Origin of the sequence: Streptomyces sp. CA-288835, from assembly GCF_050936385.1 — a bacterium.
Classification (GTDB): Bacteria; Actinomycetota; Actinomycetes; order Streptomycetales; family Streptomycetaceae; genus Streptomyces.
In genome coordinates this window covers 1447727-1461817 of the sequence record NZ_JBNJMW010000001.1, presented here as the reverse complement: position 1 = coordinate 1461817, position 14091 = coordinate 1447727, and the positions used below count along the sequence as shown (strand labels likewise).

Below are 14091 nucleotides of genomic sequence, written 5' to 3'. Positions count from 1 at the left end.
TAGCTCAGAGGCCGGGGCAGGGGCAGGCGAAGTCGGCCATGCGGCCGAAGAGTTGGGGGCCGTTGAGCGGAGGCAGCGAGGGGTCGAGCTCGCGGTAGACGGTGTGCACGTTTACGGCTAGGCGTTCGCTCTCGTCGAGGTCGGCGAAGCGTCCGAGGTTGATGTCATGTGCGGCTGCCTCGGCGGGCATCCCGGTGTTGAAGCGGGCGGTGGCCTGTTCGTGGACGTACGACAGGTAGTCGCGGACGGTGCGGACTGCCTCCTTTGTGGTGACCGGGCCGTGACCGGGCACGATGGTGTCCACGTCGAGGCTGAGGAGAAGGTCGCAGGCGGTGAGCCAGTTGGCGAACGGGCCGTGCCATATGACCGGTGTGGAGCCGGCGAAGACGATGTCTCCGGTGTAGACGGTCCGCGCACGCGGTACGTGGACGATCGTGTCCCCGGCGCTGTGTGCGGGGCCCACGTCGATCAGACGGACCTCCGTCCCGCCGATGTCGAGGACCGTCTCGCCGTCGAACACCCGGTGGGGGAGCACGGGCTGTATGCCGGAGTAGTCGAAGCGGCCGAAGATCCGGCGGGCGAACCGTCCCGCGGCAGTGTCCGCGCCGGTCAGTGCCCGCATCTCGGCCGGGCCCACCTGCCGCATGTCGGTCAGCGAGCCACGGGCCGCGATGATCTCGGCGTGGGCCACGAGCTGGTTGCCGAACCAGTGGTCGCCGTTGCCATGGGTGTTGACCACGGTCGCGACGGGCGCGGCGTCGGTCACCGGCGCCAGCCCGTCGAGCATGGCCCGGGTGAGGCGCAGGTCGTAGAGGGTGTCGACGAGCAGGGACTCGCCCCGGCCGGTGACCAGCCCGGCGTTGCTCATTCCCCATCCGGACGCACCCGGTACCCACGCATGACAGCCATGGCCGAGGTCGATCCGGCCGGCTGGGGAAAGTACGGAAGCCACGCTGCCTCCTGTCCATGTCCCGAAGCAGAAAAATCGAGACTGAGATCTATTGATGGACTTGAGTCCATTCATGGGGCGTAATCTAAAGAGGTGGCTCGGGGAGGTCAATACCTGCGTATGCCTGTGCTGTACTGGGCCCATGACGATCTCTGAGGCGGGAGGCGCACCCGCACACGGCACCCCGCCCCTCGGGCGCCGCGAGCGGAAGCGACAGCAGGTGCGCGACCAGCTCTACGGCGCCGCGGTGGAGTTGTTCGTCGCCCAGGGATACGAGGCGACGACCATGGAGCAGATCGCCGAGTCCGCCGACGTCGCCCGGGCCACCGTCTTCAACCACTTCTCACAGAAGGTCGGCTTTCTGGAGGAGTGGGGCGTCCGCCGCCGGGCCCGGGTCGCGGCCATCCTCGGCCAGGAGCACGCCGAGGACCTGCCGGTCGGTGACCGGCTGCGCCGCTACTTGGGGGAGATGGCCGACCTCAACGTCGCCTCCCGTGCGGAGACCACTGTCCTGATGGACGCCTCCGCACGGTTCGGTCGCCTGCTGCAGGACCCCTCCCTGGAAACCGAACTCGCGAAGATCGTCGAGGAGGGGCGGCAGCGCGGAGAGATCCGGTCGCAGGTCGACCCTGAGCAGGCCGGCGCTCTGCTCGCGTCCTGCTATTTCTCCTCGGTCCTGCGCTGGATCCGCGAGGAGCCGGCGCCGTTCGACCTGCCCGGGCGCCTCGATGGGGCGCTCGACATCATCCTGCTGGGCATCCTCGCGCGACCGTGACCTGCGCGGAGGGGTGGGGGAGTGCCGCGGGGACGTCATGGCCGCAGCTCCCGCAGGCGGTCAGTCCGCCGGTGTCCCGCCGATGACGGGCGGTGGCCTCGCCCGGTTCGCTGTCGGCCCTGCGGCGCCTCCGTCTCGTCCTGGTGATCGGCGGACCTGAGAGCAGAATTGGACTTGAGTCCAGGAATTTTTGCTTGAAGTGTTGACGGTCATGTGGCCGCGGCTTATGTTCAACCCGTCGATCGGGTCGCAAGCCGCAAAGGCCCGCAAAGCGACTCTTCTTGCATCGTTTTGGTGCGCGCCGCGTCTCCTCCGGGTGCGTGTGCCTCTTCCCCCGTGCCGTTCCCGCTCCGTATCCGGGAGGTTCCCGTGCGCCCTCGTACGCCCATTGCCGCTCTCACCATCGGTCTGGCGCTCACCGTCACAGCGTGCGGAGGTGGTTCGTCCGCGTCCTCCGCCGATGACGGACCGATCGAGATCGGCATGATCACCTCGCTCACCGGTCAGCTCCAGACCCTCGGTACCGAGGGCCGTAAGGCCGCGGAGCTGGCGGTCGAGCAGATCAACAAGGACGGTGGGGTCCTCGGACGGAAGCTGGAACTGACGGTCAAGGACGACAAGAGCCTGCCCGACCAGTCCGTACTGGCCTTCAACGCATTCAAGGACCAGGGCGTGACCGCGGTCCTCGGCTCACCGTCCGCAGGGTCGGCGCTGGCCACGCTGCCCGCGGTGGACCGGGCGGAGGTCCCGTACATATCCCTGAGTCCGGCCGACGAGCAGGTGGCGCCCGTCCATCCGTACGTCTTCGTCGTACCGGCCCTGGCCTCCGACTACGCCGAGCGGCTGTTGCAGTACTACAAGTCGGAGGGCGTCACCAAGCTGGCCGTGGCCTACGACACCAAAACCGCGTATCCGACCGCCGGCTACAAGGCGATGAAGGCGAAGGCCGGGGAGTACGGCATCAAGGTCGTCGCCACCGAGGAGATCCAGAGCACCGCGTCCGACTTCAGCGCCGTCTTCACGCACGTCAAGGGCACCGACGCCCAGGCGCTCGCGGTGTGGATGACCGGCCCCGCGTCCGTCGTCCTCACCAAGCAGTACGCCGCCTCGGGACTGGACGTCCCGATCTCCTTCACCGGCTCCCAGGCCAGCAAGCTGTGGCTCGACCCGGCCGGCAAGGCCGCCGAGGGCGCCATCGTCGCCGGTTCCATCGGCCTGGTCGGCGACACGCTTCCGGACGGAGCGCAGAAGAAGGCCATCGAGGCCGTCAACAAGCCGTTTACGCAGAAGTACAGCTACCCGCCGCCGCAGTTCGCGCAGGACGGATACACCGGGGTCCAACTGCTGGCCGCCGCCGTCGAGAAGGCGAAGAGCACCGACCACGAGAAGATCCGGCAGGCGATGGAGGAGCTGACGCTCACCACCCCGAACGGCACCTACCGCTACAGCGAGAAGGACCACTCGGGCCTGTCACCCGACTACATCTCGGTCAACGCCGTCACCGACGGCAAGTTCGTTCCGACCGTCTGGTCCAAGAGCGAGTTGGAGAAGGTGGCCAGGTGACCGAGCCCCTGCTCCAAGTGAGCGGCTTGTCACGGTCGTTCGGCGGGGTGTACGCCGTGGACGACGTCGACCTGACGGTAGAACGTGGGAGCACCGTCGGAATCATCGGTCCCAACGGGGCGGGTAAGTCGACCCTGTTCAACCTGGTCAGCGGTCAACTGCCCGCCGAGCGGGGCGAGATCCGACTCGACGGGCGACGCATCGACCGGCTGCCGCCCCACCGCAGAGCCCGCCTGGGGATCGCCATCGTCTTCCAGGGCGCCCGCGTCTTCCACGGGATGAGTGTGCTGGAGAACGCGATGGTCGGCGCCCACGCCACCACCGGCGCCGGGTTCGCGGCAGCCGCGCTCCGGCTGCCGCGCCACCGCCGGGAGGAACGCCTGATCGCCGAGCGGGCACGCGAGGCGGTACGGCGGGTCGGGCTCGAGGCCTGGGCGGACCGCCCCGCGGAGCTGCTGCCGCTCGGGCAACAGCGCGCGCTCCAGGTCGCCCGCGCCCTGTGCGGGGAACCCACCCTGCTGCTCCTCGACGAACCCGCCTCCGGCCTGCGGGCCGCGGAGCGGGACCGGCTCGCCGACCTCATCGAGCAACTGCGTGCGGACGGACTCACCATCATGCTCGTCGAACACGACGTCGCCCTCGTCGGCCGCCTCGCCGACCGCGTCACCGTCCTCGACCTGGGCAAGGTCATCGCCGAGGGCACACCGGATGAGATACGTACCGATCCGCGGGTCGTCACCGCGTATCTGGGCACGGAGGCGGCCGCATGAACGCCTCGCAACCAACCCAAAGCGATGTCGTCGAGGTACGCGACCTGGTGGTCCGCTACGGCGCGGCGACCGCCCTCGACAACGTCTCGCTGCGGGTCGCGCCCGGTGAGATGGTCGCCCTCGTCGGGCCCAACGGGGCCGGCAAGTCCACCCTGGTCAACACCCTGACGGGGGTACTGACACCGGCCTCCGGCAGCGTGGTGGTACGGGCCAGGATCGCCCAGGTGCCCGAGGGGCGGCAGATGTTCGGCGACCTCACCGTCGACGACAATCTGCGCCTTGGTGCCTGGCAGTTGCCCGGCCGCGGCAAGAGCCGTCGTAAGCAGCGTGACACCTCATGGGTGTACGAGCTCCTCCCGGGCCTGGTGCGGGTACGCGACCGGAAGGCGGGCGGGCTGTCGGGAGGCCAGCAGCAGATGGTCGCCGTCGGACGCGCCCTGATGAGCCGGCCGGAGGTCCTCGTGATCGACGAGCTGTCCCTGGGCCTCGCGCCCCTCATCGTCGCCGACCTCGCCGAGCACCTGACCGAGCTCAACCGGGAGCAGGGCACGGCCGTTGTGCTCATTGAGCAGAACGCGCGGCTCGCCCTGGACCTGTGCAGCCGCGCCTACGTCCTGGAAGCGGGACGAATCGCCGCCGAGGGCGGCAGCGCCGACCTGGCCGCCAGCCCCGACATCGCCCGGGCCTACCTCGGCGAGGCCCAGGCACTCCCGAGCCCTCCGGACGCTCAGGACGACCCGGACCCGGACGCCCCACGCGCGGATGGCCCCGGCCCGGACGCCCCAGGTCCCGACGACCGGGCCACGGCCGACACCGCGCCCACGCCCGGCACTGCCAAGACCGCCCGGGGCAACCAGGACACCGCCGTCCAAGCCGCGCAGGCCGCGACACGGGAGGCGGAATGAGCGACTTCCTCGTCTACCTCATCACCGGACTGGGCACCGGCTGCGGCATCGCGCTGATCGGCAGCGGCCTGGTGCTCATCCACCGGGTGACGCGGGTGGTCAACTTCGCTCAGGGCACCTTCGCCGTCGTCGGGGCGCTGACCGCCATCTCGCTCCTCGACACCGGCCTCCCGCACGGGCTCGCCGAACTGCTCGGGGTCGCCGTCGCCGCCGTCGTGGGACTACTCGTCGGCGTGATCGCCATCGGTCGGAGGGGCACCTCGCCGCAGGCCGCGCTGATGGTCACCCTGGGCCTTGGTATTCTGGCGTACGCCGTGGAGGTCATGCTCTGGGGGGACCAGGGCCGGTCCTCCGAGGGGCTCTCCGGCGCCGTGACCGTGTTCGGCGCCCGTATCCAGACCCACTACCTGCTCATCATCGGCGTTACCGCGGCCGTATTCGCCGCGCTGGCCGCGCTGTTCGGCCGTACCGACGCCGGCAAGGCCCTCTCCGCATGCTCCTCCAACCCGTACGCGGCCCGTGTCGTCGGGATCTCCGTCACCCGCATGGGGCTGATCGCCTTCGCCATCGGCGGCGCTCTCGGCGGCCTGGCCGGCGTTCTGCTGGCGCCCATGAACTCGATGGCCTTCGACTCCGACGTGGCGCTGATCATCAACGGTTTCGCGGCGGCGGTCGTCGGGTCCATGCATCACATCGGCCGCACCCTGGCCGGTGCGCTGTTCCTCGGAGTGGCCGAAGCGATGGTCGCGGGCTATGGAAGCGCCACGTACCAGACCGTGGTGGCGCTGGGGCTGGTCCTGGCGCTGATGATCGGGCAGGCGGCCCGCACCCACAGCGTCGTGGCGGAGGCGGGATGACGCCTCATCAGTCCTTTGTGGGACGCCCGCTGCCCTCCGCGTACACCGGGCGTACGTCCGCACGGCGCACCCGTTCCGTGCTCGATCCGTATCCGCCGCACCAGAAAGGCAGCACGATATGAGCGCCGTCACCTCCGGCCGTGAACGGGCCGCCTCCCAGCCTCCCGGCGGCGCGGGCGGCACGGGGGACACCGGGTCGTCGGACGCCCGAGGGCCCCTCGGCGCCCGTTTCGCCGGCCGGGGAAGGCGGGCCGGCCTCGTCGCCGCAGGCGCGGCGGTGGCCGTGACCCTCGCCCTGCCTCCGATACTGACCGGCAGTCAGCTCTCGGTGTACATCCTGCTCGCCCTGTCCGCGATGGTCACCGTCGGGCTGAGCCTGCTCATGGGCTACGCGGGCCAGGTCTCCATCGGACAGGCGTCGTTCTACGCCATCGGCGCTTACGCGGCCGGCCTGCTGAGCGTCCACGGCACACCGCCGCTGCTGGCGCTGGCCGCGGCACCACTGATCGCCGCCCTGTTCGCCGCCGCCATCGGCGGACCGCTGCTGCGGCTGCGAGGGCACCACCTGGCCTTCGCCACCATCGCCCTGCAGCTCATCCTCATCTCCCTGCTCGGCGAGGCGGACTGGGCCGGTGGTTCGGTCGGTCTGCAGGGCATCCCGCGACTGTCCGCCGGAGGTACGGAACTCGGCGAGGACATCCACTACGCCTACCTGGCCTGGGCTGCCGTTGCCGTCACCGTCCTGGTCGCCCGTAACGTCGTCACCTCACGGGCCGGCCGCGGACTGCGCGCGCTGGCCACCAGCGAGACGGCGGCGAGCGCCAGCGGAGTGCCGGTGGCCCGCTACAAACTCGCTGTGTTCACCCTGGCCGCCGCGTTCGCCGGACTCGCCGGAGGGATCTACGCCTTCTTCATCGGCTACATCAATCCGGGGTCGTTCCCGGTCCTGCTGTCCATCCAGTTCCTGGTGATGGCCGTCGTCGGCGGGCTCGGCACGATCTGGGGCGCGCTCCTGGGTGCCACCGCGATCACCCTGATCGTGCAGTTCCTCAACGACCTGGGCTCCAGGCCGGGCATGCCCGCCAGCGCCCCCAGCATCCTCAACTACGCCGTGTACGCGGGCCTTCTCATCCTCGTTGTGCTGTTCCTGCCGCGCGGCATCGTCCCCGCACTGCGCGACGCGTGGCAGCGCCGTATCGCGGGACGCGTACGTGCGGGAACTGGGACCGCCGAGCGGGCCTGATTGGAGCGACCGCACGACCGCACCTTGCTGGTCGATCGTCCAAGACGCTGCGATATCGTGGAGTGCGCATTTCACTCTTGAGGCAGAAAGCGGGCCAGATGTCGCATATGGCAGCAAAGGACCGCGTCGCGTATCACCAAGAGCCTGAACGCCTTCTGGGAGGGTGTTGAGCGCAGCCCCGGAGAGCATCAGGCGAGCTACGAGCTCACGCACTACGCCCTGCGCCAAGCCGGATTCGAGGAGCTGGCTCGTCGGCAGTACCAGCATTACCTGGAAGCCCATACGGAGCTCCTGACGGAAGCCGCCGAAGCCGCGGACATCGAATGGGCCGTTCCCGTCCCGGTTTTGGCTCGCTACCTCAACGCGGTGCTGGATGGCATCACCCTGAACTGGCTGGTCGATCGCAACAGCCAGCACAGTCGCGAGGTCCTCCGGCTGACCGCCGAGCACCTCATGGCCCTCGTCGGCAAGAAGGCGGTAGCCGACAGGATGTCGTAGTCGTCGCCCGGCGAATCCGATGCGGCCGGCGCCCGCCTCCGTGAACTCGGGCGGGCGTCGGCCGCATCGCTTGTGGCAGCCCGTGGTTCTGCAGGACGACGGCCTTGGCAGAAATAAGTTTCAGGTTGGAACTGAAACAAAAGTGGTAGGCTGCCGCCGAAGCAGCCGCGACGAGATGCAAGCCACGAAGGAGGGGACCTGCTGATGACGTCCACGCTGAGTCGAGCGCTGGCCAACTACCCCAACAGGTTCGACCCCGCAGCGCTCGGTGAACTGCCTGAGCGATTGCGGTCCACCGTCCAGCGGCGGGGCAAGGTGCTGGGCCCTGGTTACGCGCTGAACTACCGGGAGCCGGTCGAGTTCGTCTCCGGCCGGGGTGCTCACCTGCTTGACCGGGAGGGCAACGACTACCTCGACGCCTACAACAATGTGCCCTGCGTCGGTCACGCACACCCGCACGTGGTCGAGGCCGTGTCCCGCCAGTTGGCGGCGGTCAACACCAACACCCGCTATGTGCAGGAATCCCTCGTCGACTACGCCGAGCGCCTTCTCGCGACCATGCCCGAAGCGCTCTCGAAGGTCAGCTTCGCGTGCAGTGGGTCGGAGGCGAACGACCTGGCCATGCGCGTGGCTCGCTTCCACACGGGCGGCGAGGGAATCGTAGTGACGCGCTGGGCTTACCACGGTCTCACTCGCGAGGTTGCGAGCTTCTCGCCGACGCTCGGCGCGGGCTCACCGCTCGGGCCGAATGTACGGGTCATCGATGCTCCTGATCCGCGACTCGTCCCGCCGGGTTCTTCGCTTCCCGAGTACATGCGAAGCCAAGTGCGCGGCGCGATCGACGACCTGGAGCGCCACGGCTACAGGCTTGCGGCGCTGATCACCGACTGCGCGCACTCCAGCGACGGCCTCTTCACCGATCCCGTCGGTTACCTGCGTGACATGGTCGAGGAGGTGCACGCCGCGGGCGGCGTGTACATCGCCGACGAGGTTCAGTCGGGATTCGCCCGGCTCGGAGAGTCGATGTGGGGGTTCAATCGCCATGGGGTGCTTCCGGACATCGTCACGATGGGCAAGCCCATGGGTAACGGCATGCCGATGTCCGGCGTGGTGTTCAGGCCCGAGGTGTGCGAGGAGTTCGGGCAGAATGTCCGTTACTTCAACACCTTTGCAGGCAGTTCGATCGCGGTTGCCGCCGGTGCCGCGGTCCTGGACGTCTTCGAAGCGGAGAACGTGCAGCAGCGAGTTCTCGACAACGGCAGGGCGCTCAAAGCCGGCCTTGAGGAGATCACTCGCGAGTCTCCCTATGTCGCCGAGGTCCGCGGCAGTGGTCTGTACGTGGGCGTCGAACTCGTGAAGGACCGGGAGTCGCTGGAGCCCGATCGTGTCCGCGCCGACCACGTCATCAACGACATGCGCGAGCGTCGCATCCTCATCAGCGGCACCGGGGAAGCAGTCAATGTGCTCAAGATCCGACCGCCGCTGGCCTTCGACTCGGCCGACGTGACGCGATTCCTCGAGACCTTCGCGGAGATCGCCGAGATGCGCCTGTAGCAGGCCGAAAGCCGAAGGGACCGAACGGTGAACACCTCGCCCCCCGCACGTATCGCCCAGCAGTTGTTCCAGGAGAGCGGCCTGGCATCGTCCCACGAGCCCATCGAGACGAACGTGGTGGACGCCCTCCTCGCCCGGCACTACCGGCTGAGCGGACATCTCGAGCGGCTGGCAACCGAGAAGGACGACACGTTCCGGCTGCGGACCGGCACGGCCGACCATCTCGTCAAGGTCTCCCCGCCCGACGAGGCGGTGGCTGTCGTAGCTCTCCAAACGGCTGTGATGCGCCACCTCGAAACCGAAGCTCCTCAACTCCCCGTCCAGCGGGTCAAGGAGACCACCGAAGGCGGCGACAACGTACCGATCGAGACGAAAGACGGCAGGGTTCGAGTCCTGCGCGTCTTCGACTTCGTGGAAGGTGCTGTCCTGGCGCGGACGAACCCCGATCCCCACCAGCTTGCCCAGGTCGGGCAGATGCTCGGGCGAGTGGATCTGGCTCTGCGGTCATTCAGGCATCCAGCGGACGAGCGGCACCTTGTGTGGGACCTTCGACACTTCGACCAACTGCGGGAGCTCATCGAGTACACGCCCGGCGCCGCGCACCGTCGGTTGGCACAAGAAGTGTTCCGCCTTTTCCACGAGGCCATTGTTCCGAGGCTGGGTGATCTCGAGACCCAAGTGATCCATGGTGACTACAGCCCCTACAACGTCCTGGTGGATCCACGGACGGACAGCTTCGTCACGGGAGTGATCGACTTCGGTGACAGCATGCGCAGTGCTTTGATCTTCGATCCTGCCGTGTCTCTCGCGAACCTTCTCGGACGGACGCCGGGTGATCCCTGGCGTGAGGCATGCAGCTTCGTTACGGGATACGAGCGGGCCCGGCCGATCAAGGACACCGAACTCCCGCTCCTGCCTGTCGCCGCGCTGGCACGCCTCACCCTTCGCGCGCTGGTCACCCATTGGCGCGCGGAACGAGTGCCGGAGCGTCGCGACTACCTGCTCGAACACGCCAGAGACGACTGGGTCAACGTGGAGCGGGCCATGGCCGTCGCCATGGAGGAGGTCGTGGCCCGTTTGCTGAGCACCCGCCAGGACTCGCCTTGAGCGTGACACTGATTTGGGCTGCGTACGGTCTCGCTAAGGTCAGGAGGTGAGCAGCATCAACCCCACACCCCGCGACTACAACAAGGCAAGTGTCCTTGACGTGGTTCTCTCCCACGCGCCGTTGACCCGAAACAGGCTCATCGAGCTCACGGGGCTGAGCAAGGCGACGGTGTCTCGAGCCGTCGAGGAACTGCGCTCCGACGGGTTCGTCGTGGACGGGGGAGTCGACGCCATCGCCGGGCGTGGCCGTCCGTCGACGTACCTCGATGTGCCCGAGACGGCCGGACATGTCGTGGGGGTCGGATTCGGCGCCGCTACCACCGGCGTGCTGGTGACCGACCTACGCGGCCGTGAGATCGGACATGTGATCGTTCCGACGGTCGAGCACCACGACGTCCCCGCTGCCGGCCGGTGGCTGGTCGACCTGATCGCGCAGACCAGCGCATCCGCACGCGGGCCACTGCGCCAGGTCGTCGCGGCACTGCCCGCCCATGTCCGCGACGGCGCCGAGGTCTTCCGGCCTGCCGAGCCGATGAAAGTCTTCTCCGGCAGAGACTTGCACCGGACCGTCGAAGAACTCGTCGGTGCTCCGGTGTCCTTCGACAGTGACGCGAACGCGTCCTTGCTCCAGGTGCTCACGGACGACGCGAGCATCCATGACGCTGCCCTGTTCAGCGTCAGCAGCACCCTGAGTTTCGCCACCTGCAGACACCGGGAACTGGCTCGGGGACGTACTCCCTCGTTCGGCGACATCGGTTCCCTGTCCTCGGGCATCGGCGACCGCAGCCTCAACGGGCTGCTGAGCACCGCAGGGCTTGTGAAGGTCGCTCGTGAACACGGACTGGACCTCGAACGCGTCGAGGACCTGTGGCTGGCACCTCAGGACCATCGAGGCCGTGCGGAGATACTCAAGGCGTTCACGACGGCGGTCACGACCGCCGTGAGCATCGTCGCCGTGACCCTCGATCCCGAATCCGTCTACTTCGTCGGCCGGTTGCACCCCTTGGTGGACGAGGTTCTCCCCGAGGTACGCAAGCGACTCGCACAGAACTTGCCGGCCAGCCCCCGGATCATGACCGTCTCCCAGATTCTGGGACTCTCGGTAGCACGCGGCGCCGTGCACGCCTCCCTGGCCATGACCCACAACCGCCTACGGGACGCGCTGCTCAAGGCACGCAGTCAGGGACCGCGGCAGGAGCAAGCTGCGCCGGCATTCTGATCCGGAGGCCGAACTCGGCGCCGCCTAGCGGTTGTTGTTCTCGTACTCGGGGGGAGGCCCGGGCAACGATCCGGTAGACCAGGCTCGCTTATGGCGTTGCGTCAGTCGAACAGGTCGGGCTGTTCCGCGGTGATCTGGTCCCACAGGGGGCGGAACTGGAACCAGCCCGGCAGGGCGCCGGAGATCTGCGTACGGACCGTCCTGGCCGTCTCGGCGTCGATGAGCTTTGGCTTTCCGGCGGCCATGGCCAGCAGCTGGGCCTGGCAGGAACGTTCCATCGTGATGAAGTACCAGGCCGCCTCGGCGACGGACGCCCCGACCGTCAGCAGCCCGTGGTTCTGCAGGACGACGGCCTTGCCCTCGCCCAAGGCCAGGCCGATGCGCCGGCCTTCCTCGGTGTCGTTCACCACGCCCCGGTAGTCGGAGTAGATGCCGTGGTCCTCGAAGAAGGCACAGGCGTCCTGGGTGATCGGCTCCAGGGGGATGCCGAGGCTGGAGAAGGCCTTGCCGTGCAGGGAATGGGTGTGTGCCGCGGCGACCACGTCCGGCCGGGCCCGATGTACCTCTGAGTGGATGCAGAACGCAGCGTTGTTGACCGGGCGCTTGCCTTCCAGGAGCGTGCCGTCGTGGTCGACGAGGATCAGGTCGGAGACCCGTATCTGGCTGAACGACATACCGAAGGGATTGACCCAGAAGGCCGACGGGTTCTCGGGGTCACGGGCCGTGATGTGCCCGGCCACCCCCTCGGAGAACCCGAAGCGGGCGAACAGGCGGAAGGCGGCGGCGAGTTCCTGCTTACGGACCTCGCGCTCCTCCTCGACGCTCAGGTTCTGCTGGGGAAGTGGCAGGTAGACGCCCTCGGGCATGGCGCCGACGGACGCGTGCGGGGCTGCGGCGGGTGTCACGGTCATGGGGCTGGCCTTTCTGAATCCGGTGATCTGAACAGGTGTGGCGCGGCTACTTGGTACGGCGCTATTTGGTACGGCCGCTACTTGGCACGGCCGCGCAGGCCGACGCCGTACATGACGTCCGCCAGGCGCAGGATGAAGCGGTAGGCCGAGGGCTCGTACGGGATCATGTGCATGTCCCGGCGCATCGGGAACCGGTTCGCGCTGACGGCCTGGAGCCGGGTGTACTTCTTGATCCCTTCGGCGCCGTGGCGGACGCCGAGGCCGGACTCCTTCCAGCCGCCCATGGGCAGGCCGAGGGCCATGTAGTTGGTCTGGGCGTCGTTGATGGTGACGCAGCCGACCTCGAACTGCTCCGCCAACCGGCGGGCGCGCTTCACGTTCGAGCCGATGATGGAGGCCTGCAGCCCGTACGAGCTGTCGTTGACCAGCCGGACGGCTTCCTCGGCGCTCGCGACCTTCATCACGGGCAGGGTGGGACCGAAGGTCTCCTCGCGCATGCACTTCATGGTGTGGTCGACGTCGACGAGCAACGTGGGCTCGAAGAACCGGCCGGGTCCGTCGACGCTGTGGCCTCCCACGAGTACCCGGGCGCCCTTGTGCAGTGCGTCGTCGACGTGCTCCTTCATGACGGCCAGCTGCGGAGGGAAGGTCACGGCCCCCACGTCGGTGCTGCCCAGTTCTCCCGGGGTGCCCGAGGTGACCTGCTGGAACCGTTCGCGCAGCAGATCGAGGAACGCGTCGTACACCGGCTCTTCGACGTACACCCGCTCCACCGAGGTGCACATCTGGCCCCCGTTGGACAGGGCGCCCTGGATCGTGACGTTCACGGCCCGTTCCAGTGAGGCGTCCGCGAGAACGACCAGGGCGTCCTTGCCCCCGAGTTCGAGCGAGCAGGGGATGAGCCGCTCGCCCGCCCGTGCCGCGACCAGCCGGCCCGTCCTCGTCGACCCGGTGAACATCACGAAGTCCGCGGTGTCCACCAGCGCCTGGCCGGTGGCTCCCGCGCCGGTGACCACTTGGAAGACGTCCTTGGGCCAGCCGCACTCGCGCGCCATCCGCTCCATGAGGAGCGCCGTCAGCGGTGTGTGTTCGGAGGGCTTCAGGACGACCGTGTTGCCTGCGGCCAGGGCGGGGATGGCGTCGCCGAAGGAGTTGAGCAGCGGGTTGTTCCACGGGCCGATGACTCCTACGACTCCGAGCGGCACCCGGCGGGTGTACATGCTGCGGCCGAGAACGAACGGTGAGAAGGAGCGGATCTTCGTCCTGGCGAGAAGGCTCCGGGCCTGCTTCGCCCAGTGGGCGAAGGCGCCGGCGCAGTAGACGACCTCGATGATCGCGTCCTCCTGCGCCTTGCCGTTCTCCTCGACGATGCAGTCAGTGATCTCCTGCCGGTGCGCCATGAGCCAGCGGCGGCCGCGTGCGAAGAACTCCGCGCGCGAACGCACGTCCAGCTCCGCCCAGCCCCGCTGCGCCCGCCGGGCTCGTACGACCGCTTCGGCCACCTCCTCCGCCGACGCGTCGGAGACATGGCCGACCAACGCTCCGGTGGCGGGGTTGTCCACCGCGATATGGGCACCAGTCGGGGAGCCGTCTGTCATGAGGGATCGAGTCTGTGCCACGGAATCTCCCACCGGAACGTTGACTTGGCTTCACCCAGAATGAGACGGTCAATCGAACAAGTCAAGTGTCTTGTACGAGCGTCCAAGTAGCGCGGGACGACTGAGAGTCTCGAGACGGGCC

The 14091-nt window shown here is 68.2% G+C and carries 13 protein-coding genes; 10 read left to right on the top strand and 3 right to left on the bottom strand.

Translation table 11 applies throughout. The features are described from left to right. Window positions 1-4 precede the first annotated feature (4 nt). Entirely contained in the window at window positions 5-868 is an 864-nt protein-coding gene (locus ACQEVY_RS06685) for an MBL fold metallo-hydrolase (RefSeq protein ID WP_432945808.1), read from the bottom strand. A gap of 223 nt (window positions 869-1091) precedes the next feature. Between ACQEVY_RS06685 and ACQEVY_RS06680 the strand changes: the two genes are divergently transcribed. From ACQEVY_RS06680 to ACQEVY_RS06635, 10 genes are all read left to right on the top strand, one after another. Next, window positions 1092-1724 carry a TetR/AcrR family transcriptional regulator gene (locus tag ACQEVY_RS06680; protein WP_432945806.1) on the top strand — a complete coding sequence of 211 codons (633 nt, stop codon included), beginning with the start codon at window positions 1092-1094 and terminating at the stop codon, window positions 1722-1724. A gap of 369 nt (window positions 1725-2093) precedes the next feature. Next, complete coding sequence (locus tag ACQEVY_RS06675) at window positions 2094-3287, top strand: ABC transporter substrate-binding protein (protein ID WP_432945804.1); 1194 nt, start codon at window positions 2094-2096, stop codon at window positions 3285-3287. Then, a complete protein-coding gene (locus tag ACQEVY_RS06670) occupies window positions 3284-4057 on the top strand; it encodes an ABC transporter ATP-binding protein (RefSeq protein WP_432945802.1) in 774 nt (257 codons plus the stop codon). The genes ACQEVY_RS06675 and ACQEVY_RS06670 overlap by 4 nt, the downstream gene beginning before the upstream one ends. Beyond that, entirely contained in the window at window positions 4054-4962 is a 909-nt protein-coding gene (locus tag ACQEVY_RS06665) for an ABC transporter ATP-binding protein (protein ID WP_432945800.1), read from the top strand. The genes ACQEVY_RS06670 and ACQEVY_RS06665 overlap by 4 nt, the downstream gene beginning before the upstream one ends. Then, window positions 4959-5819, top strand: coding sequence for a branched-chain amino acid ABC transporter permease (locus tag ACQEVY_RS06660; RefSeq protein ID WP_432945798.1), 861 nt, complete (start codon window positions 4959-4961; stop codon window positions 5817-5819). Before ACQEVY_RS06665 ends, ACQEVY_RS06660 begins: the two co-directional genes overlap by 4 nt. 118 nt (window positions 5820-5937) lie before the next feature. Beyond that, window positions 5938-7062 carry a branched-chain amino acid ABC transporter permease gene (locus ACQEVY_RS06655; RefSeq protein ID WP_432945796.1) on the top strand — a complete coding sequence of 375 codons (1125 nt, stop codon included), beginning with the start codon at window positions 5938-5940 and terminating at the stop codon, window positions 7060-7062. 105 nt (window positions 7063-7167) lie between these two features. Next, a complete protein-coding gene (locus ACQEVY_RS06650) occupies window positions 7168-7560 on the top strand; it encodes a TetR family transcriptional regulator C-terminal domain-containing protein (protein ID WP_432955096.1) in 393 nt (130 codons plus the stop codon). A 204-nt stretch (window positions 7561-7764) separates the two neighbouring features. After that, window positions 7765-9114, top strand: coding sequence for an aspartate aminotransferase family protein (locus ACQEVY_RS06645; protein ID WP_432945794.1), 1350 nt, complete (start codon window positions 7765-7767; stop codon window positions 9112-9114). A gap of 27 nt (window positions 9115-9141) precedes the next feature. Continuing rightward, window positions 9142-10221 carry a phosphotransferase gene (locus ACQEVY_RS06640; protein WP_432945793.1) on the top strand — a complete coding sequence of 360 codons (1080 nt, stop codon included), beginning with the start codon at window positions 9142-9144 and terminating at the stop codon, window positions 10219-10221. A gap of 46 nt (window positions 10222-10267) precedes the next feature. Beyond that, entirely contained in the window at window positions 10268-11440 is a 1173-nt protein-coding gene (locus ACQEVY_RS06635; protein ID WP_432945792.1) for an ROK family protein, read from the top strand. A 101-nt stretch (window positions 11441-11541) separates the two neighbouring features. On the opposite strand, the gene ACQEVY_RS06630 is transcribed toward ACQEVY_RS06635, so the two are convergent. Continuing rightward, window positions 11542-12351, bottom strand: coding sequence for a class II aldolase/adducin family protein (locus ACQEVY_RS06630; RefSeq protein ID WP_432945790.1), 810 nt, complete (start codon window positions 12349-12351; stop codon window positions 11542-11544). A gap of 77 nt (window positions 12352-12428) precedes the next feature. Continuing rightward, on the bottom strand, window positions 12429-13970 hold the full coding sequence (locus ACQEVY_RS06625; protein ID WP_432945788.1) for an aldehyde dehydrogenase family protein: 1542 nt from the start codon (window positions 13968-13970) through the stop codon (window positions 12429-12431). Between the last annotated feature and the right edge of the window lie 121 nt (window positions 13971-14091).